This is a genomic window from Glutamicibacter sp. BW80 (genome assembly GCF_002332385.1).
Taxonomy (GTDB): Bacteria; Actinomycetota; Actinomycetes; order Actinomycetales; family Micrococcaceae; genus Glutamicibacter.
The window spans coordinates 1-18,939 of the sequence record NZ_NRGV01000067.1 but is presented as its reverse complement, the minus strand read 5'-3'; the positions used below and the strand labels follow the sequence as shown (position 1 = coordinate 18,939).

20 protein-coding genes are annotated in these 18,939 nt (G+C 61.1%); 8 read left to right on the top strand and 12 right to left on the bottom strand.

What is annotated here, in order from left to right:
- Positions 1–320 precede the first annotated feature (320 nt).
- From CIK76_RS16775 to CIK76_RS16765, 3 genes are all read left to right on the top strand, one after another.
- Complete coding sequence (locus CIK76_RS16775; protein ID WP_096288554.1) at positions 321–1,457, top strand: LLM class flavin-dependent oxidoreductase; 1,137 nt, start codon at positions 321–323, stop codon at positions 1,455–1,457.
- Positions 1,441–1,899, top strand: a complete 459-nt coding sequence (locus tag CIK76_RS16770; RefSeq protein ID WP_096288552.1) for a MarR family transcriptional regulator — start codon at positions 1,441–1,443, stop codon at positions 1,897–1,899. The genes CIK76_RS16775 and CIK76_RS16770 overlap by 17 nt, the downstream gene beginning before the upstream one ends.
- Positions 1,900–2,128: 229 nt before the next feature.
- Positions 2,129–2,458 carry a hypothetical protein gene (locus CIK76_RS16765; RefSeq protein ID WP_096288549.1) on the top strand — a complete coding sequence of 110 codons (330 nt, stop codon included), beginning with the start codon at positions 2,129–2,131 and terminating at the stop codon, positions 2,456–2,458.
- A gap of 6 nt (positions 2,459–2,464) precedes the next feature.
- Here the strand turns inward: CIK76_RS16765 and CIK76_RS16760 are convergent, their stop codons facing one another.
- The 4 genes from CIK76_RS16760 to arsB are packed head-to-tail and all read right to left on the bottom strand — an operon-like array spanning position 2,465 to position 5,905.
- Positions 2,465–2,941: an SRPBCC domain-containing protein gene (locus CIK76_RS16760; RefSeq protein WP_096288546.1), complete on the bottom strand. Its 477-nt coding sequence runs from the start codon at positions 2,939–2,941 to the stop codon at positions 2,465–2,467.
- A gap of 44 nt (positions 2,942–2,985) precedes the next feature.
- On the bottom strand, positions 2,986–4,407 hold the full coding sequence (locus CIK76_RS16755) for an FAD-dependent oxidoreductase (RefSeq protein ID WP_096288543.1): 1,422 nt from the start codon (positions 4,405–4,407) through the stop codon (positions 2,986–2,988).
- A 21-nt stretch (positions 4,408–4,428) separates the two neighbouring features.
- Positions 4,429–4,848: an arsenate reductase ArsC gene (locus CIK76_RS16750; RefSeq protein ID WP_096288540.1), complete on the bottom strand. Its 420-nt coding sequence runs from the start codon at positions 4,846–4,848 to the stop codon at positions 4,429–4,431.
- Positions 4,849–4,852: 4 nt separating this feature from the next.
- Positions 4,853–5,905 (bottom strand): ACR3 family arsenite efflux transporter, encoded by a 1,053-nt coding sequence (gene arsB / locus CIK76_RS16745; protein WP_255248525.1) that lies wholly within the window; start codon positions 5,903–5,905, stop codon positions 4,853–4,855.
- A gap of 163 nt (positions 5,906–6,068) precedes the next feature.
- On the opposite strand from arsB, the gene CIK76_RS16740 reads away from it, so the two are divergent.
- Positions 6,069–6,440 (top strand): metalloregulator ArsR/SmtB family transcription factor, encoded by a 372-nt coding sequence (locus CIK76_RS16740; protein ID WP_096288535.1) that lies wholly within the window; start codon positions 6,069–6,071, stop codon positions 6,438–6,440.
- A 1-nt stretch (position 6,441) separates the two neighbouring features.
- Here the strand turns inward: CIK76_RS16740 and CIK76_RS16735 are convergent, their stop codons facing one another.
- The gene (locus tag CIK76_RS16735) at positions 6,442–6,954 is read right to left on the bottom strand and encodes an N-acetyltransferase (RefSeq protein WP_176484279.1); all 513 of its coding nucleotides are present in this window, start codon (positions 6,952–6,954) and stop codon (positions 6,442–6,444) included.
- 271 nt (positions 6,955–7,225) lie between these two features.
- Here CIK76_RS16735 and CIK76_RS16730 point away from each other — a divergent pair, with 271 nt between their 5' ends.
- A complete protein-coding gene (locus CIK76_RS16730; RefSeq protein ID WP_176484278.1) occupies positions 7,226–8,611 on the top strand; it encodes a D-alanyl-D-alanine carboxypeptidase family protein in 1,386 nt (461 codons plus the stop codon).
- A 150-nt stretch (positions 8,612–8,761) separates the two neighbouring features.
- On the opposite strand, the gene CIK76_RS16725 is transcribed toward CIK76_RS16730, so the two are convergent.
- The 7 genes from CIK76_RS16725 to CIK76_RS16695 form a co-directional block, all read right to left on the bottom strand.
- A complete protein-coding gene (locus CIK76_RS16725; protein WP_096288528.1) occupies positions 8,762–9,400 on the bottom strand; it encodes a hypothetical protein in 639 nt (212 codons plus the stop codon).
- Positions 9,401–9,620: 220 nt separating this feature from the next.
- A complete protein-coding gene (locus CIK76_RS16720; RefSeq protein WP_096288526.1) occupies positions 9,621–10,124 on the bottom strand; it encodes a hypothetical protein in 504 nt (167 codons plus the stop codon).
- Between the two features lie 65 nt (positions 10,125–10,189).
- Complete coding sequence (locus CIK76_RS16715; RefSeq protein ID WP_096288523.1) at positions 10,190–11,335, bottom strand: cysteine desulfurase family protein; 1,146 nt, start codon at positions 11,333–11,335, stop codon at positions 10,190–10,192.
- Positions 11,332–12,198, bottom strand: coding sequence for a carboxylating nicotinate-nucleotide diphosphorylase (gene nadC / locus CIK76_RS16710; RefSeq protein ID WP_096288521.1), 867 nt, complete (start codon positions 12,196–12,198; stop codon positions 11,332–11,334). The genes CIK76_RS16715 and nadC overlap by 4 nt, the downstream gene beginning before the upstream one ends.
- Positions 12,195–13,808 (bottom strand): FAD-dependent oxidoreductase, encoded by a 1,614-nt coding sequence (locus tag CIK76_RS16705; protein ID WP_096288519.1) that lies wholly within the window; start codon positions 13,806–13,808, stop codon positions 12,195–12,197. Before CIK76_RS16705 ends, nadC begins: the two co-directional genes overlap by 4 nt.
- Positions 13,805–15,088 carry a quinolinate synthase NadA gene (gene nadA / locus CIK76_RS16700; protein WP_096288516.1) on the bottom strand — a complete coding sequence of 428 codons (1,284 nt, stop codon included), beginning with the start codon at positions 15,086–15,088 and terminating at the stop codon, positions 13,805–13,807. The genes CIK76_RS16705 and nadA overlap by 4 nt, the downstream gene beginning before the upstream one ends.
- Before the next feature lie 46 nt (positions 15,089–15,134).
- Entirely contained in the window at positions 15,135–15,860 is a 726-nt protein-coding gene (locus tag CIK76_RS16695; protein WP_096288514.1) for an NUDIX domain-containing protein, read from the bottom strand.
- A gap of 118 nt (positions 15,861–15,978) precedes the next feature.
- On the opposite strand from CIK76_RS16695, the gene CIK76_RS16690 reads away from it, so the two are divergent.
- The 3 genes from CIK76_RS16690 (at position 15,979) to CIK76_RS19170 (ending at position 18,778) form a co-directional block, all read left to right on the top strand.
- The gene (locus CIK76_RS16690; protein ID WP_176484277.1) at positions 15,979–16,737 is read left to right on the top strand and encodes an alpha/beta hydrolase; all 759 of its coding nucleotides are present in this window, start codon (positions 15,979–15,981) and stop codon (positions 16,735–16,737) included.
- A gap of 80 nt (positions 16,738–16,817) precedes the next feature.
- On the top strand, positions 16,818–18,143 hold the full coding sequence (locus CIK76_RS16685; RefSeq protein WP_096288510.1) for an ATP-binding protein: 1,326 nt from the start codon (positions 16,818–16,820) through the stop codon (positions 18,141–18,143).
- Between the two features lie 32 nt (positions 18,144–18,175).
- The gene (locus CIK76_RS19170; protein ID WP_141393597.1) at positions 18,176–18,778 is read left to right on the top strand and encodes an HNH endonuclease; all 603 of its coding nucleotides are present in this window, start codon (positions 18,176–18,178) and stop codon (positions 18,776–18,778) included.
- Positions 18,779–18,939 lie beyond the last annotated feature (161 nt).

Sequence of the window (18,939 nt, the reverse complement as noted above, 5' to 3'; positions counted from 1 at the left end):
GCTTCAGCCGACGATCCCGATGGCACGCAACGATGCAATGGGCGGGTTGGCCACTACCGAGGTTCGGAAATGCGGGCCACGGATCCCCGGTCAACACGCCACCCACCACCGCGACCCGCACTCGCCGGCAACTACCAAGCATTCAATCCGCATAGGGTGGCACTGCTTCGAATGCGCAATTTTCCGAACTCTCGCACAGGCGCGTGCCCGACGCCACACTCCACCTCAGGGAATATTTGACGCATCAACTTGTTATTACATGCATACGCATATAAATTAGAGGTAAGCACACAGCCTATCTCGACAACTTAGGAGCGGACATGCAATTCGGAGTCTTTTCAGTCAGCGACATCACCCGCGACCCGACCACCGGCAAGATGCCTACCGAAAAAGAGCGCATCGACGCTTCGGTAGCCATCGCCAAGAAGGTCGAAGAGATCGGCATGGATGTCTTCGCCATCGGCGAGCACCACAACCGCCCATTCTTCTCCTCCTCGCCCACCACCACGCTGGCCTACATCGCCGCGCAGACCGAACGCATCATCCTCTCCACGGCGACCACGCTGATCACCACGAACGACCCGGTGAAGATCGCCGAGGACTTCGCGATGCTGCAGAACCTGTCCAACGGACGCGTGGATCTGGTCCTGGGCCGCGGTAACACCGGTCCGGTCTACCCATGGTTCGGCAAGAACATGCAGGACTCGGTGAACCTCACCGTGGAGAACTACAACCTGCTGCGCCGCCTCTGGGATGAAGACGTGGTGAACTGGGAAGGCAAATTCCGCACCCCGCTGCAGAACTTCACCTCCACCCCGCGCCCGCTGGACGACGTGGCGCCGTTCGTCTGGCACGGCTCGATCCGCACCCCGCAGGTGGCAGAGATCGCCGCCTACTACGGGGACGGCTTCTTCGCCAACAACATCTTCTGGCCCAAGGAGCACTACAAGCAGCTGATCGACCTCTACCGCGAGCGCTACGAGCACTACGGCCACGGCAAGGCGCACCAGGCGGTCGTGGGCTTGGGCGGCCAGTTCTACATGGCCAAGGATTCCCAGCAGGCGGTCAAGGAATTCCGTCCGTACTTCGACAACGCCCCGGTCTACGGACATGGCCCGTCCATGGAGGACTTCACCGCGCAGACCCCGCTCACCGTCGGCTCCCCGCAGCAGGTATTGGAGAAGACCCTGAGCTTCCAGGAGTACTTCGGCGACTACCAGCGCCAGCTGTTCCTCATCGACCATGCCGGGTTGCCGCTGAAGACCGTGCTGAACCAGCTGGATATGTTCGGCGAGTACGTGCTGCCGGAGCTGAAAAAGGAAATGGCATCGCGGGCGGCCCCGGATATCGCCGACGCCCCAACCCACCCAGGCCGCGTGGCTGCCCGCAAGGCTAAACTGGAAGCCGAGCAAGCCAACGCCCCGAAGGAGCCAGAAGTCAGTGACCGGGACCAGTAGCACCCAGGCCTCGTTGAAGGTCACCACCGACGCGTGGGAGGCGCTGTTCCGGGCGCAGGTCGCGGTGATGCGCCAGATCACCGCGATGCCCGAATTCGCCAAGCTCTCCATCCGGGAGTACGACGTGTTGTTCAACCTGCGCCACGCACCGGAGAACGAGACCCGACTGGTGGATTTGAATAAGCACCTGCTGATCTCCCAGCCCAGCCTGAGCCGGATGATCACCCGCCTCGAAGAGCGCGGGCTGGTCTCCCGGTGCACCGATCCCACCGATCAGCGGGCAAGCCGGATCAGGCTCACCGAAGCAGGCCTGGCCACGCAGCGGGACATCGGCCGGGCCCACGTCAAACAGCTGCACCAGCTGATGGGCGAGGCGTTGAGCGAGGAAGAATTCATCGAGCTCCAGCGGCTGAGCACCAAACTGCGCAACGCGGTGGAGTAAGGACTACAGGTTCATGCCAAAAGGGCTGCCAGGGTTGCACTGGCAGCCCTTTTGGCATAGTCAATCGGTTCTCGCAGCCGGCAGCAACGACGGATCGCGGCCAAGCCCAGCATTCATCGAGAAGTGAATTCCCGGCGACGATTTGCCCAACCGGAACACCTCCCCCTGTATCTGCAGGCCCGATCCGGTATCGTCTGTGGCAGCAACCAACTGACGTGCAGGAGTTCTCATGAACATCGCAACGCACCTTCTCATCCACCGCTATCTTCCGGGCAGCGGCCCGCAACCGCCGAGCGAAGAGTTCGATGCGGAAATGCTCCAGTGGGAATCGCTGGATGCCCAATTGCGCTCCGAAGACATCCTGATCTCGGCCTACGCCCTCCAGGACCGCGGCTCGGTGTGCTCGCAGGAAACCAACGCCGAGTTGGATACCGACGCGGAGATCGTCTTCGCCGTGCACGCGATCAAGGTCTCCGGTGAACTGCAGGCCCAGGAAATTGCCCGGCGCATGCCGCATCTGCCCTACGGGAGCGTGGAGATCCGGCCGTTGATGGAGTAGCCGCGTCTACTTGTAGAAGCCCTCGCGCAGGTTGATTCCATGCTCCAGCCAGACCTTCATCGCGCAGAGCATCCCGGTCCAGCCCTCGCAATTGCCGAAGGCCCCGGTGAGCCCCTGCGGCGAGGAGAGCCATCCCGACTCGGTGATCTTCACCTTGGTTCGCGCATCACCGTCGATCGACTCGAATTCGAAGGTAACGGTGTTCAATCCGTCATCCGCAGCGACGCCCTCGCCCGCCCATTTCAGCACAATGCGCTCGTCCGGGATGGCCTCGAGCACCTGCACCGGGAAGCGGCCCGGGAAATCGTGGAAATCCCAGCTGACTTCGGCACCGGTTTCCAAGCGTCCCTGCGCACCTCCGGTGGTGAAGTAGGCGGAGAGTTTTTCCGGATCCGCCACGGCTTCATAGACCTCGTGGCACGAGGTGGAGATGCGGCCGGTAACGTCGAAGGACAGCGGTTCAGAGGGCAGATTAGTTTCCATACTGCATCCTTACCCCGCAGCCCCGCGCACGTCAACGGTTGAGGTTATTGGCGTTCAACCAGTTCTGCGAATCCGTGCTGGGTTCCGGTGGCTAACCCGAAAGCCACCGGCCCAGGAGCCGAGCAGCAGGAGTCCTCCTGCGCTGGCGCTTCGGCGGCGGAGGCCGCAGGCACATCGCAGGAGTTGCCGGTGTCGGTGGAGCACACTCCGGTTTCCGGCAAATCCAGTTCCACCTGATCCGCCGCGGTGCGGTCCCCGGACAGGGCGGCGGCCAGAGAACGAACCTGCTCGTAGCCGGTGGCCAACAGGAAGGTCGGGGCACGGCCGTAGCTCTTCATGCCGGCAATGTAGAAGTTCTTCTCCGGGTGCGCCAGCACCCGTTCCCCGTGGGCCGAGACGGTGCCGCAGCTATGGAACTCGGGATCGATCAGCGGGCCCAGTTCACGCGGCGCTTCCACCGCGAGATCCAGGTCCAGGCGCAGCTCGGAAAGCATGCCCAGATCCGGACGGAAGCCGGTGGCAGGCACCACGAAGTCAACTTCGAGCTCGCGCCCATCGGCAAGCAGCACCTGCAAATTCTCTGCCGCGTGCAGCGCGCGCACCGAGACGTGTTCGAGCAAGGTCACCTGTCCGGTCTCCACTTGGCGGCGCAGGCTTGTGCCCAGCTGGCCGCGAGCCGGCAGTTCATCGGCGGAGCCGCCACCATAGAGGCGCACCGGATTAGCCTGCCCGCGCAGTCCCCAGAAGATTTGGGTTTCCGGATTCTGCTGCTTCAGCCGCCCCAGGAGGATCAACGTGTTCGCGGCCGAATGCCCGGCCCCGAGGACCAGCACCCTTTTGCCCGCGAAGCGCTGCGCGTCGGCGCCCAGCGGATCCGGCAAGGGCGAGGTGATGAAACCTTCGCTTCTCGCCGCGTCCTCACCGAGCGCGCTGAGCCCAGCGCGGCCAATCGGATTTGGAGTTTCCCAGGTGCCGGAGGCATCGATGACCGCACGCGCTATCAGTTCGGACTCGCCGTCCGCGGTTTCGACCCGGACCAGGAACAACGAATCATCGCGGTCCGCCGAGCGTCCCTTGTCCAGCCCACTGCCCTCGGCGCTCACCCGGCTGACCGCGGTGACCCGCTGCCCGTAGCCGATGACTTCGCGCAGCTGCGGGTGGGCAGCCAACGGCTCAAGGTAATCGGAGACCAGCTCGTCCCCGGTAGGCAGGCGCTTGGGATTCGGTGCCTCCCAGTCGCCAGCGTAGTGTTCGGTCGGAGTTTCAAGCAGCCGGCGGCTGGCTTCATCGATGTTGTAGCGCCAGGTGGAGAACAGCTTGATATGCCCCCACTGCCTGATGGCGGCTCCAGCGCATGCTCCGGCTTCCAGGATGCGCACCGCCTGTCCGCGTTCGAGCAGGTGTGCTGCGGCCGCCAAGCCGATGGGGCCGGCGCCGATGACGGCAACGGGGAACTGGGATTCCATGATGTTCCTTCGCTACAAACTCTAGGCTTTGTTTTCGAGCAATTCGGTGATGAGGTTTTCGATGCGTGCGCGAATCTCGTCGCGGATCGGACGCACCCCATTAATGCCCTGCCCTGCAGGGTCCTCAAGCACCCAGTCCTCGTAGCGCTTGCCCGGGAAGACCGGGCAGGTGTCTCCGCAGCCCATGGTGATGACCACGTCGGATTCCTTGACCGCTTCGGTGGTCAGCACCTTGGGCACCTCGGCGGACATGTCGATGCCCACCTCGGTCATTGCGGCCACGGCGGACGGGTTGATTTCCGCGGCCGGAGCCGAGCCGGCCGAGCGGACCTCGATGCGTCCATCGGAGAGGTTGGACAAGAACGCTGCTGCCATCTGCGAGCGGCCGGCGTTATGCACGCAGACGAACAGGACCGATGGCTTCTTTAGAGAAGTAGACAAGATCTTAGCCTTTGCTAGGTGCCGAGTTGGCGAGGACTTGGGTGGGGAAGAATTTGCGTGACCAGAGCGCCACGTAGACCAGGGCGACCAGAATTGGCACCTCGATCAGCGGTCCGACGACACCGGCAAGCGCCTGGCCGCTGGTGACACCGAAGGTGGCGATGGCCACCGCGATGGCCAGTTCGAAGTTGTTGCCGGCCGCGGTGAAGGACAAGGTGGTGGTGCGCGCGTATCCGAGCTTCAGCGTCCAGCCGATCAGCATGCTGGCCCCGAAGACCACCACGAAGTAGGTCAGCAGCGGCACCGCCATGCGGGCCACATCCCACGGACGGGAAATGATGGTATCCCCCTGCAGCGCGAAGAGCAGCACAATGGTGAACAGCAAGCCATAGAGCGCCAACGGGCCGATCTTCGGCAGGAAGCGCGACTCGTACCATTCGCGCCCCTTGGCCTTTTCGCCCAGCGTGCGGGTGAGGAATCCGGCGAGCAGGGGGATGCCGAGGAAGACCAGCACCGAGAGCGTAATGGCCCAGACGGAGAATTCGGCGCTTGTGGTTTCCAGCCCCAGCCAGCCCGGCAGCACCTGCAGGTAGAACCAGCCGAGCACGCCGAAGGCGAATACCTGGAACACCGAGTTGATCGCCACCAGCACCGCGGCCGCTTCGCTGTCACCGCAGGCCAGATCGTTCCAGATCAGCACCATGGCAATGCACCGGGCCAGGCCGACGATAATCAGGCCGGTGCGGTACTCGGGCAAATCGGGCAGGAATACCCAGGCCAGCACGAACATGAATGCCGGGGCAAGGATCCAGTTGATCAGCAGCGAGGTAATCATCAGCTTCTTATCGCCGATCACCCGATGCGTCTGGTCGTAGCGCACCTTGGCCAAAACCGGATACATCATCACCAGCAAGCCGATGGCGATAGGCAGTGAAACTCCGGCGACTTGCAGGGAGTCCAATGCCTCGCCCAGCCCGGGAATCACGCGCCCCAGAGCCAGGCCCAGGACCATTGCGGCGAGGATCCAGACGGCTAGATAGCGATCAAGGGTGGACATTTTTGCTGCCACCTTGGCGGTGTCAACGGGCGCTGCAGATTGACTCACGTGTACATCCAAATCATTAGACATCGAAGAATATCGATATACCTAGTATGATGAGGTGTATCGAAGGTTGTCAATATGATCGATCTGCCGTAGCCGTTCAGGAAGAAACACAGGGATGCCACAAAACGTCGTACTCGAAACCAACCGCACCGACCCGGCACAGGGCCCCGGTTGCTGCGTGCCCGAAAGCGGCCAACCATCGCTGAACGCGTCCGATGCCGAGCACTTGGCCGCGCGCTTCAAGGCGCTGGCCGATCCAAACCGGCTGCGCATCCTGTCCATCATTTCTTCCAGCGCCGAAGCCGAAACCTGCGTCTGCGACTTCTCCGAACCGCTGGCGCTCAAGCAGCCCACGGTCTCCCACCATCTGAAAATCTTGGTGGACGCGGGCCTCTTGCACCGTGAGAAGCGCGGAGTCTGGGCCTATTACTCCGTGGTTCCCGGAGCCCTGGGAGAACTAGCCCGGACCCTGGAACTCAAGAGCTAGCTCAACACCCAAATGGGGAGGCGTACCGGTATTTTCCGGCGGGCAAGCTTCGCTCATCAAAAACGCGAACCATGAAGTTATCTCCCCACGAAGGCTGCGTGGGAATAATGCCGCGGGCAATGGCCGGCTCGTAGCCGAAGCGCTGGTAGTACTTCGTCGCTCCCAGCAACACAATCCCGGAAATGCGTTCGTTTTCCGCGCGGTCCGCGATGGCCTGCATCAGCGCGGTCCCGGCGCCCATATTCTGGTATTCGGGAGCTACAGCAAGAGGCCCGAGACCCAGCAGGCTATGTTTGCCATCGACCGAACCCCAGGTGGCGATCACATGTGCTATCACCGTTTTGTCGTTCGTCGCCACCAGCGAAAAGGTCGGCGAATAGGCGTCGCAATCAAAAAGCCGCTGCACTAATCCGACCTCAATCGGCTCGACCAAATGGTCGTCCTTACTGAAGGCCGCATGCGTCACAGCGTAGATTCCCGCCCTGTCATCAAAGACTTCTTGCCTGATCTGCATGATGGATAACTTACCAAAATTGTGGGTCCGATGAAGACTCGATAGTTCACAGGATCTCACGTCCATGTGGGATCACGCAGATTAAATCCATGCCCTATAGGTGAATTTTGCATTGTCACTCGTCGCAATAAACAACAATCGGCAGACGAACTTCGCGCAATAAGTCGCTTGAACCCTTGCCCACACATGGTCAAGGATGGTCGAATGAATTATCATCACTCGGACAACGGAGCGACACGAGATGCCCAAATATTCTCGCACGAAGCTTTTAATGGCTCTTTCCGTCAGCACGGTACTCGCGCTCGGAGTACTGCCCGGACCGGCCATGGCCTCCGGCCAATCAAGCGCGGTTCAGACCGCTGCGAGCTACACCTCGGTGCCCGTGGCCGCGGCCAGGACGCTGGACCGGAATCCAAGCCACCTCGATGTCTTCGTCAATAAGAGCTACCCGCTGAAGCCAGCGAAGTACGTACCGAAGACCAGCAAGGTGCCGGGAACCGGCATCAGGCTGCGCCCGGAGGCGACCAACGCCTACAACAAGATGGTCAAGGATGCCAAGAAGTCCGGGGTCCACATCAAGCTGATCAGCGGCTACCGCTCCTATGACCGCCAAGCGCAGCTGTTCAATCAATACACCAGGATGTATGGCAAGAAGTATGCCGAACGCATCTCCGCTAGGCCCGGCACCAGCGAGCACCAGACCGGACTAGCCGCAGACGTAGGAAACAGCAATGGTGCCTGCGCCCTGCAGTCCTGCTTCGAAAATACCCCCGTCGGCAAATGGACGAAGAAAAACGCCCACAAGTATGGCTTCATCCTGCGCTACCCCAAAGGCCAGGAGGCGGTCACCGGATACGCGTACGAGCCCTGGCACTTCCGCTATGTCGGCACCTCGTTGGCCAAGTCCTACACAAATTCGGGCGCCAAGACCCTGGAGCACTTCCACGGTGTGGCCGCCACCAAGAAGAGCCCTCCCAAGTCCGGCAAGGGCACCGCAACAACCACCGCGAACCTGAATATGCGCACCGGAGTGGGGACCAGCAATCGAGTTGTCCTCACGATCCCGCGAGGCAAGACCATCAAGCTCACCGGCTCGAAGAAATCCGGCTGGTACCAGGTCAGCTACAACTCGAAGAGCGGCTGGGTCTCTGGCACTTACCTGAGCAACGTGTCCTTGCCGAAGACCTCGAAGCCCAAAACCGAAACCAAGAAGAAACCGGCGCCGGAGAAGAATACCGGTTCGGCGAAGAAGACCACCGCAAATCTGAACATGCGCACCGGTGCCGGAACGAGCAACCGCGTCATCCTCACGATCCCGAAGGGCAAGAGCGTCAAGGCCACGGGCAAGAGCACTTCCGGCTGGCTGCAGGTGACCTACAAGTCGAAAACCGGCTGGGTCTCCGGGACGTACGTGGCCAATACCTCCGCGCCGAAGAAGTCCAAGCCGAAGGCCGAAAGCACGCCAAAGAAAAAGTCCAGCACCAAGCAGACCACGGCGAACTTGAATATGCGCACCGGCAACAGCACCAAGAAAAAGATCATCCTGACCATCCCGAAGGGCAAAAAGGTCGAAGTCACCGGTTCGAAGAAGTCCGGCTGGTACCCGGTGAAGTACAAGTCGAAGACGGGCTGGGTCTCGGGAACTTATCTTAGGTAGGATCCCTCGCGGCACACAATAATCCCGGTAGCATCAAGGCAGACCCCAGCGTTTATGAGGATCTGCCTTGATGCTTTATTGATTAGCCATGCTCCGGAATGCGGATCCCGAAGCGGATGTCACCGCCGAGCGAATAGTAGTCCTCCGTCGTTACTGGGGTGCGGTTACGTGCCCGTCCAATATGCCTTGGACGACCTTGCGGTATCGCTCTCCATGGGTCACTTCCGAGGCGGTCCCTGGCCCGAATCTCTCGTTGTAGTATCGCGAGATATTGCCATTGTTCGCGCCGGAGTAGTGTGGCAGCAGAACTACCTTGCCAGGATAGCCGCGCTCGAGCGCCAGCTGCTGCACAAAGTCATGGGCCTGTTTTCCCAAAACTAGTAAGGTCGGACTGGTGGCCCCCAGCGCGTGCACTTCGGCCAGCAGCGCGTCGAAATCGGATGCCGCAGGCACTGCCTGACTGGCATCGGGGTCGAAGACATCCTTGACCAGATCGGTCATGTAGGCTCCCCAGACAGCGGTTCCGCGGAACGCCTCTCCCAGAATATGGTCATTGGATTTCACACTGGTGTGAAAATTCGGAGGTCCTCCGGCTGCACGCTTGCTGCCGCGGTTCAGCGCCACCACAACGACCTCGGCATGCAACACGTCAAGCATTCCCGGATCTTCAGAGGGAAAATGCAAGTTCTCCCCGGTAACCGGTGCCGTTCCCGACGCATCGCCCCACACGGCCCACGTTCCGTGCTCGCTTTCCAAACTTTTCGCATACAGCTCACGAGTGATAGCCATCGTTCGTCTGTTCCCTTCCGCAAACCTTCTCATTGAATAAGCGCCCCAGTCAGCACCTATTCATCAAGGTAACGAGAAACTGGTGCCCAGTGTACGAAAATCACCGATGCTGCTCGATTCCGAACAAACCCGCACAATTTACGCCGCTCAATGCGGCGCTATTGAGTAAACCTCCGCCGGGTCGCGCTGCGGTTGAAAGATCTCCGCCGCGCTCGTTGCCTCAGACTTCGCCCTTTGGAAGCGGGGAACAAAGACGCTCCAGCAAGGCCGCGAGCGGAGCCGGGAGGTCCTCCAGCGGCACCGCCTGCGCCAGCAGCCGCGCGTAGCGCACCTTGTTGCCGCTGCGCCCGCCGAAGAATCGGGCCAGCTGGCGTTCCAGTGGCTGGTTCCGCTGGTAGGGCTGGGCCTGCAGGCGGCAGAAGGACCCCAGCTCCCCCTGCCCGGCGATCACCGCTTCGACGCCCAGCGGTCCGAGCGCCCGGATGAATTCGAATTCCAGATCGGGGTCGCAGACGAACACCGTTGCCAGTACGCGTTCGAAATCGCGCCGCTCGGCGGCGTCCACCAGGCCGAACAACTGCGCGCCCTCCAGTTGCACGGCGGCACGGCGGGCGCCCTTGGATCCGCCCACCGGCAGCACCTGCGGGACGGGCATCTGCAGTCTCGCGGCCAACGTCCGCACCGCCACCGCGTCACTTTCACCTTCGACCAGCACGATCCTCATGAAGTCGTGGAATCACAGCCGCCATAGTTCGCCCAAGCCCGCTCGGGATCGGATGATCCGGGCGATCAGTTGCCCACCAGCGCCTTGACCGTGGCCACCACGGCGCTGGCTACCTGGCTGATTTCGTTTTCCTTAATCCCCCGAGTGAAGGACAGCCGAACGGCGGTGTGCGCCAGCTGCGCCTCGTAGCCCATTGCAGTTAATACCGCCGAGGGGTCGGTGCTTCCAGCCGAGCAGGCCGAGCCCGAGGAACAGAGCACCCCGCGGCGTTCCAATTCGATCAGCACGGTCTCCCCCGCGGTGCGCGGGAAGACGAAGGAAACGATCCCGCCCACACGCTGCGCTCGATGCCCGGTCAGCTGGACCAGGCCTTCTTCTTTGGAGTTGAGACCCTTGCTGATGCGTTCAATCAGGTACTCGCCGTAGCCGTCTCCTGTGCCGGCCAGGCGCTGTTCGGCGCAGACCTGCAGGGCGCGGGCGATGCCCACCGCGGCGGCCGGATTTTCGGTGCCCGAACGCATCCCGCCCTGCTGCCCGCCGCCGTGCAGCAGCGGCACCAGCGCGTGATCTTTGGAGAAGTACAGCACTCCGCTGCCCTTGAGCGCACCGATCTTATGCCCGGACAGGCTCAAGGCATCCACCTGCGAGGCTAGCTGCGCCAGATCGAGCCAGCCGGCGGCCTGCACCGCGTCGGTGTGCATGAGCGCCCCGGCTGACCGAGCCAGCTGGGCGATTTCGGCGATCGGCTGGATCGTGCCCACCTCGTTGTTCACCGCCATCACCGACACCACGGCTACCTGCTCGTCGATCAGCGCCGCCGCCTCATCGAGGCGCACCATCCCATACGCATCCACCGGAATCATCCGGTGCTCAAATCCGTGGAAGTTCACCAGATAGGCGCAGGCCTCGAGCACCGCCGGATGCTCGATGGAGCTGGTCACCACGACCTTGCCGCGCGCCGCTGCGAGCGCGGCGCCGATGATCGCGGTGTTATCCGCCTCGGTACCGCCGGAGGTGAAGTAGATTTCCGGCTCGGTGACGCCCAATGCGGCCGCAACCTGCGCGCGAGCCCAGTCGTTGGCGCGCTTGGCCTGGTGCCCCAGCTCGTGCAGCGAGGCGGGATTGCCGAAGTTGCTGGTCAGCAGCGGGGTGACCAGGTCCAGCACCTCCTGGCGCGGAGGAGCGGTGGAGGCGGCATCCATGTAGATCATGCAACCACCATATCCAGCCCCAGGTCGATGGCCTGCACCGAGTGGGTGATCGCCCCGGAGGAGATGATATCCACCCCGGTCTCGGCGATGCCCGCCACCGTCTCGGCGCGCACATTGCCGCTGGCCTCGATGATCGCCTGCCCGTCGATCAGCTTGATGGCCGCCGGCAGATCCGCCAGCGCAAAGTTATCCAGCATGATCACATCCACCTTCGCCGCCAGCACCGCCGGAAGCTGGTCGATGGAGTCCACCTCCACCTCCATGGCGGTGGTGTGCCCCAGCCGGGCGCGCACCGATTTCAACGCCGTGGTAAGTTCCTCGCCGTCATCCAGCAAGGCCAGGTGGTTGTCCTTGGCCATGAACGCCTCGGAGAGGTTGTCGCGGTGGTTCACTCCGCCGCCGCAGCGCACCGCATAGCGTTCGAGCACGCGCAGCCCCGGGGTGGTTTTGCGGGTATCGGCGATCCTTGCGTTGGTGTGCGCCACCAGGTCCACCAGCTGACGCGTGGCGGTGGCGATCGCGCTCATCCGCTGCAGCAGGTTCAGCGCCACCCGTTCGGCGGTCAATACCGAGGCGGCCGGACCGGCCACCGTCAGCAGCCTATCCCCGGTCTCGAAGACGTGCCCCTCCTTGACCAGCTGGACCACGTGGATCTCCGGGTTGACCATTTTCATCGCCCGGGCGAAGACGGCGCCGCCGGCCATGACCCCTGCCTCGCGGGCCCGCACCGCGGCGGTGGCCTTGGCCCCGGCGGGCACGATGGTATCAGCGGTCAGATCCCCGCGCGGATTGTCCTCGGCAAAGGCGAATTCGAGGATGCGGTCGATGGCCGCGGTGGGCACCGGGTGGATTGGCTGGTTCACGCGTTGACTTCCTTGCTTTGTGGCCGGCTGCCGGTGTGCTGCGCAGCATCCAGAACCCAGCCGTATCGTGTGGTGGTGTGCTCGCCCGGGCTCGCGCCGTCGAGCCGATGGTGCGCGCCGAGGCTGGCCCCGCGCGCGGCGGCCGCCTGGGCGACTATCCGCGCGGTGATCCAGAGGTTGCCCAGTTCGATCAGTTCGCGCCGCCCCTGGGCCACCGGGGCGCTGGAGCCCAGCACCCGGATCAAGGCTTGCAGGCCCTGCCCGGTGCGGTGCACGCCGAGGTGCACGCTGGCCAGCGCCTGCAGCTGCGGCAGTTCCAAGGGCGCGTCGTTGCGCCCCGGCGGCAAGGCGCCGAGCTCCACGTTATCCAGCTCGCAGGCGCTTCCGGGCTCGTCCCGGGCCATGGCCGCCACCGCCTTGCGGGCGAAGACCATCGCTTCGAGCAGCGAATTGCTCGCCAGCCGGTTCGCCCCGTGCACGGTGGTGTTCGCGCATTCCCCCGCCGCATAGATCCCGGGCACGCTGCTGCGTCCGTGGGTATCGGTGTGGATCCCGCCCATGGCATAGTGCTGGGCGGCCACCACGGGAATCGGCTCCGCGGCCAGGTCCAGCCCGGCGTCCTTCAGCCGCGCAGAGATCGAGGGGAAACGCCGCGCCAGGAACCCGGCTCCGCGCGCGGCTTCCACACCCCGCGCGTCGAGAAATACCCGGTGCCCGGCAAGGTTTTGCGCGTGGATCGCCCGGGCGACCACATCGCGCGGGGCGAGCTCGGCCCGCTGGTGCATCCCCGGCATGAAGCGGTCACCGGTTTCGGTGATCAGGACCGCTCCCTCGCCGCGCACCGCCTCGCTGATCATTCCGGCGCCTGGGTAGGCCGAGGGGTCCACCAGGGTCGGGTGGAATTGGATGAATTCGGCGTCGGTGATCACCGCGCCGGCTCGGGCGGCCAGAGCGATCCCGTCCGCGGTGGCGCCCTTCGGGTTGGTGCTCGCCTGGTAGAGCGTGCCCAATCCCCCGGTGGCCAGCAGCACCGCGTCGGCTTCCAGCATTAGCTCTTCTTCGCCATGCAGGTAGCGGACCGCGCTTAGCCGCTGGGCGCAAAATTCGAGCTCGGCGGCCAGCCCGTGCTCGATGATCTCCAGTTGCCCGGCCGCCTGGGCGGAGCGCACGGCCCGTCGCAGCGCCTGGATCAACCCCGCACCGGTGGCGTCCCCATCCACGTGCAGAATCCGGTGCGCACTGTGCGCCGCCTCCAGCCCCAGCTGGTAGCTTCCATCCGTGTTCTTGTCGAAGGCCACCGCGTGCTCTTCCAGGCTGGCGACCAGGCTCCCGGCCGCGCCGCACATTTCCTGCACGGCATGGTGCCCGCAATGCCCGGCCCCGGCCTTCAAAGTGTCCGCCACGTGGGTCTCCACGCTGTCCCCGGCGGCCAGACCTTGTGCCGTCACCGCCGAGAGCCCGCCCTGGGCGAGCTTGCTGTTCCCGTCCCCGAGCGCGTCCTTGGTCAGCACCGTCACCGTCAAGCCCAGGCGCACGGCTTCCAGTGCGGCGCTCAGCCCGGCGACCCCGGAACCGATAATGACGATCCGCTTCCCGGTGCTTTCATTCATGGCTTGGCCGCGAGCATGCGGTCCAGGGCGATCCTGGCGTCTGCCTGCTGGTTTTGAGGCACGCGGATCTGATTGACTACGCGGCCGGCCACGAGCTCTTCAAGAACCCAAGCCAAGTAGCCCGGGTGGATGCGGTACATCGTGGAGCAGGGGCAGATCACCGGGTCCAGGCAGAAGATGGTGTGCTGCGGGTATTCGGCCGCCAGCCGGTTGACCATGTTGATCTCGGTGCCGATGGCGAACACGGTCGGCTCGGTGGCCTCGGCGATGGCCCGGCGGATGTAGTCGGTGGACCCTGCCTCATCGGCGGCATCCACCACCTCCATCGGGCATTCGGGGTGCACGATCACGCGCACGCCCGGGTAGTCCTCACGGGCCTTGGCGATCTGGTTGGTGTTGAAGCGCTTGTGCACCGAGCAGAACCCGTGCCAGAGGATCACCTGCGCCTCGCGCATGGTTTCTTCGCTGTTTCCGCCCAGCGCCTTGCGCGGGGTCCACATCGGCATGTTTTCCAGCGGCACCCCCATGGCCTTGGCGGTATTGCGGCCCAGGTGCTGGTCCGGGAAGAACAGCACCCGGCGCCCGCGCTCGAAGGCCCATTCAAGCACCGTCGCGGCGTTCGAGGAGGTGCACACCAGCCCGCCGTTGCGTCCCACAAAGGCCTTCAGCTCGGCCGAGCAGTTCATGTAGGTCACCGGAATCACCGGCATCCGGCCGTCATCTTCTTCATCCCGGTACAGCTCGGTGAGCTCATCCCAGCACTGCTGGACGCTGGGGCCGTCGGCCATATCGGCCATGGAGCAGCCCGCGGCCAGATTCGGCAGGATCACCGCCTGCTCGGGCTTGGAAAGTATGTCGGCGGTCTCGGCCATGAAATGCACGCCGCAGAAGACGATCGCCTCGGCCTTGTCACGGGTCAGCGCCGCATTGGCCAGTTGGAAGGAGTCGCCCACGAAGTCCGCATACTGCACCACTTCGTCGCGCTGGTAGAAGTGCCCGAGGATCACCGCGCGCTCTCCCAGGGTTTCCTTGGCGGCGCGGATGCGGGTATCGAGTTCGGCATCGCTGGCCTTGAGGTATTCCTCCGGCAGGCTGCCCTGCACCGGGTAGCCGGACGGGATCTTGTCCTCCTGCGAGGCGCCCGGACCGTATCCGGCCGGGGTGTCCCAGGGATTGGAGGCCAGTTCGGTGGAGCAGGTGGAGCCCGGGGCCAGCAGGGTCAGCCGGGTGATGTTCTGCGCCACGGATCCGGAGTTGTTTTCGGTGAGTTGCGTGCTCATGGTGTGTTGTCCATTCCTTGCCAAAAAATCGGTGAGTCGGGGGTGCTTAGCTTTGCTGCGGGTCGACTTCCAGCGGATCCGGCCCGTGGCCCACATAGCGGTAGAGCCGCGGCGGGCGGTGCTGCCCGCCGGCGAGGTATTCGTCGGTGGCCTCGATGGTCGCGGTGCTCTTCAGCGTGCGCCGGAAGTTCGCCGGGTCCAGGCGCCGTCCCAGAATCGCTTCGTACACTCCGCGCAGGGCCGCCAGGGTGAACCGCTCGCCGAGCAGCCGGTGGGCGATCTGCCCGTACTCGGTCTTGTTTCGCAGCCGCCACAGCGCATAGTCCACGATCTTGCGGTGGTCGAAGGCCAGCTGGGCGATCTGCGGGTCATCGATATCGAACCAGGCCACGTTCTCGTCGCGCACCGTGGCCCCCACCTGGTCGGCGTTGAGCAGCGCGAAGTACGCGATGGTCACCAGCCGCCCGGTGGGCGAGCGGTCGATATCCCCGAAGGTGTAGAGCTGCTCGAGGTAGCTGGGCCGCAGGCCGGTGGTGCCGGCCAGGCTCCGTCCGGCGGCTTGGCCCAGGGATTCGCGGGGTTCCACCGGACCACCGGGCAACGCCCACCTTCCGGCGTGCGGCTGGCGGATCCGGCGCACCAGCGGCAGGCAGAGCTTGTCCGGTCCGCCATCTTGCCCCTCCCGGATCCCGAGGATCACGGTGGAAACCGCGAGGGCAGGCGGGAGATTGCGCCGCTCGTCGACGTTGGCCCAACCGGGTGCCGATGACATCTATGCCTTGCCTCATTTCCAGTGCTGCAGAATTGGTTAGAGTCATTCTGACATTAACAGCATTGCCGCGCTAGTTCCAGATCACAGTCGCGGATCAAAATGACCTATGATCGAAGGCATGACCCTGGATCTTAATCTTCGAGTGATTCCCGCAAAGACTGAGGTGAACGGCCCATCCGTGCTTTTCATCCACGGTTTCGCCTCATCCGGCGAATTGAATTGGGCGCGTTCTCGCTGGCTGAAATATTTCACCGATGCCGGACGTAACGTACTGCTCATCGACCTGCCGGGCCACGGCGAGGACCCCCGCCGCAATAGCGGCAGCTGGGCACCGAGCCAGATTCGCCAGGCATTGGCCGCGATCGTCATGGAACGCGATGAGGGTCCGGTCGATGTCATCGGCTATTCCCTGGGTTCACGCCTGGCTTGGGAATTCGCCGCCTACAACCCGGACCTGGTGGAGCATCTGGTGATCGGCGGCCCCGGCGCCGGTGATCCGCTGGCCGCCTTCGCCCTGGATCAGGCTCGCGCCAACCAGGCTACCGGCGAGGAAATCAATGATGATTACACCGCCACCATCATGAAGATTGCCGCGGCCGAGCCCAGCAACGATCTCACCGCGCTATTCGAGCTGATCGAAGCGATCAAATCCGAGCCGTACGAGCCAGCCGCCAAGGTGCCCACGGTTCCGACGTTGCTCGTCGCCGGGGATCGCGATGAGCTGGCCACGACCATGCCGCATCTGCGCCGACTGCTGAAGGATGCGGGTACCACCAATGAGGTGCTGTGGCTCGCCGGACGCAATCACGCCAACGCGGTGACCAGCCTTGAATTCAAGGAGAAAGCCCTAGTCTTCACGACCTCTGATCGATTTTAGAAGCTCATCTTCCGTACCACTATTCACCAGAACAGCATCTGAAAATGAACAACTACCTTCTAGCATCATAAGTAGGTCCCATGTTAACAATTTATAAAACCAAAAGGTTCTCCTTCGAACTAAGCAGTATAGCCACGGAATCGAAAAATCGTTTCACGGCGATTATCGGTGCAAACGGTAGCGGAAAGAGCCGCCTCCTAACTGACATCGCATCTAGCTACTTACAGTCTCACGAAGACATCAGCCCATCTCGAAAGGAAACTGGAAAAGTTCAACCATCGTTGCCAACTAGACAAACGATGAAAAACCATCCCGCTCTACTTGTCGTGTCAAATTTACTCACGGACACGTTCCCTTTCACCCGCAAGGTTGACGAGCGTTATAAATACCTCGGCCACAAACGAAATAACAATATGTTCACAACGGGGTCTTTGAATTACCTCACGACGTCTTCGTTGCTGGACTTACTTTTGTACCCTAATTTATTCTCCTCATATACACGTATGATCAAGAAATATCTTGATCTAGGAGAAATAAATTTCATGATAAATGGGAAGGTTTCAATAAATCTAGAGAAGACAATATCCAATTACCTTGCAAGCCGCAACGAAGAACATGCCGAAAATACCCGTAGAGTTCATAAGCCAGGGTTCGAATCGATCTCTTCCGAGGTTTTGGTTGACTCATTTGCACTCGATATTTCAGAATGGGCAAATAAGGCTATCTCTTATGGATCCGACATTTCAAGTCGATTTCGACTGTCTAGCATTTCCCTTCAGGAACTTCTTTCAATATGCCAAAATTTTAACGTTAAACCCTCGACTGTTTATAGAATGCTAAGGCAAACTAATAGCGCTTCTATAGAATTATTGGTTTCAAAAAAATTTGGATCTTTTCCAGTAGAAGAACTAAGCACCGGTGAGCAATTATTGCTCTCCACAATAGCTCGAATTGCGGCAAACATCGAACCGCAATCCCTCGTATTAATCGATGAACCCGAAGTTGGATTACACCCCAATTGGCAACAAAAAATCATAGTTATGATTTCGGAGATTATCCCCGCCGCCTACAAGTGCCACTTTCTTCTCGCGACCCATTCCCCATTCGTCGCTTCCGAGGCGCACGACATTTTGATCCCCGGCAGCAAATGGGGTGAGTTTATCGAGTATCCAGACTCCGTCGCAGCTCGTTCAATAGATGATATTTTATATCGTGTATTTGGCTCCACTGTCGCGGGTAACACGGCTGTGCAGCGCGACGTTCAAGTTCTCTTAGAACAAATTGCGGGTATCGAAAGCCATGACAAGGATCTGATTAAGAATTCATATGAAAGATTATCTAAAATAGCGGATTCTGACACTGTAGAGCTGAATAGCGTTTTGCAGGCTATTGCACGAGAGATCTAAGTACTTTGCGAAATTTCCCCATTATAGGGCTTATGGAAGACCCCTCGATCTCTACCCTGCAAGCAGGTGCTCAGAAGGGTATGAGAAGAAAATGGACATCCTCCACACCAAAAGTAAAAGAATTCAAACGTATAGCACGGCAACAACTACACCACGCGCAGACTGGTCGCTGTGCTTATTGCTTACTTCCTGTGGGAAATGATTCCGCGCATCGCGTCCCGCAAATTGATCATTTTGCGCCATGGAAAAAATATCCAGAATGGACATATGAACCTCGGAATTTCACCTTATCGTGCCCCACTTGTAATGAGGACAGGAAAGGTGACGAGGACACACTTTCAACTTCAAGCCGAATTAGACCAATGAGGCGCTACACTGACTTGATATTCGAAATATTTCACCCATATATGGATGAGGCATCTGATCATTTCGAGGGCGGATACCCGTCACCACTATCTAAGCCAGAACCAATTTCTGGGATTTCCGAAAAAGGAAAGAAAACAATCAGTCTTTTCAAACTTCATTCTTCCGACATGCTCAGATTGTGGCAAGATGAACACTTCCGAGCCAAACGCGAGCAAATGAATTCAGTTGAACGGTCAAGATTTGAAAGAATCATGGACAGCTTAAGCTAGATGGTGGTCTTTCGTAAATTATTTCATTTGCAGTATTGAATCTGATTTTGTAGTTCCGAGTCTCTAGAGAATTGGAATACTATCAACATTTCCCTTAATTTCACTAGAATTGATGTGGTATATACATCAGCAGAGTGAGATCTCAGGGTTCTGGACATCGG

Bases quoted from the DNA above. Each gene is read 5' to 3' on its own strand.
- CIK76_RS16765 (WP_096288549.1), top strand. From the start codon at position 2,129: ATGAACATCGCAACGCACCTTCTCATCCACCGCTATCTTCCGGGCAGC.
- CIK76_RS16690 (WP_176484277.1), top strand. From the start codon at position 15,979: ATGACCCTGGATCTTAATCTTCGAGTGATTCCCGCAAAGACTGAGGTG.
- CIK76_RS16760 (WP_096288546.1), bottom strand. From the start codon at position 2,941: ATGGAAACTAATCTGCCCTCTGAACCGCTGTCCTTCGACGTTACCGGC.
- CIK76_RS16735 (WP_176484279.1), bottom strand. From the start codon at position 6,954: ATGCAGATCAGGCAAGAAGTCTTTGATGACAGGGCGGGAATCTACGCT.
- CIK76_RS16685 (WP_096288510.1), top strand. From the start codon at position 16,818: ATGTTAACAATTTATAAAACCAAAAGGTTCTCCTTCGAACTAAGCAGT.
- CIK76_RS19170 (WP_141393597.1), top strand. From the start codon at position 18,176: ATGGAAGACCCCTCGATCTCTACCCTGCAAGCAGGTGCTCAGAAGGGT.
- CIK76_RS16715 (WP_096288523.1), bottom strand. From the start codon at position 11,335: ATGATCTACATGGATGCCGCCTCCACCGCTCCTCCGCGCCAGGAGGTG.
- CIK76_RS16730 (WP_176484278.1), top strand. From the start codon at position 7,226: ATGGCTCTTTCCGTCAGCACGGTACTCGCGCTCGGAGTACTGCCCGGA.
- CIK76_RS16775 (WP_096288554.1), top strand. From the start codon at position 321: ATGCAATTCGGAGTCTTTTCAGTCAGCGACATCACCCGCGACCCGACC.
- CIK76_RS16740 (WP_096288535.1), top strand. From the start codon at position 6,069: ATGCCACAAAACGTCGTACTCGAAACCAACCGCACCGACCCGGCACAG.
- arsB (WP_255248525.1), bottom strand. From the start codon at position 5,905: ATGTCCACCCTTGATCGCTATCTAGCCGTCTGGATCCTCGCCGCAATG.
- nadA (WP_096288516.1), bottom strand. From the start codon at position 15,088: ATGAGCACGCAACTCACCGAAAACAACTCCGGATCCGTGGCGCAGAAC.
- CIK76_RS16720 (WP_096288526.1), bottom strand. From the start codon at position 10,124: ATGAGGATCGTGCTGGTCGAAGGTGAAAGTGACGCGGTGGCGGTGCGG.
- CIK76_RS16705 (WP_096288519.1), bottom strand. From the start codon at position 13,808: ATGAATGAAAGCACCGGGAAGCGGATCGTCATTATCGGTTCCGGGGTC.
- CIK76_RS16695 (WP_096288514.1), bottom strand. From the start codon at position 15,860: ATGTCATCGGCACCCGGTTGGGCCAACGTCGACGAGCGGCGCAATCTC.
- CIK76_RS16755 (WP_096288543.1), bottom strand. From the start codon at position 4,407: ATGGAATCCCAGTTCCCCGTTGCCGTCATCGGCGCCGGCCCCATCGGC.
- CIK76_RS16725 (WP_096288528.1), bottom strand. From the start codon at position 9,400: ATGGCTATCACTCGTGAGCTGTATGCGAAAAGTTTGGAAAGCGAGCAC.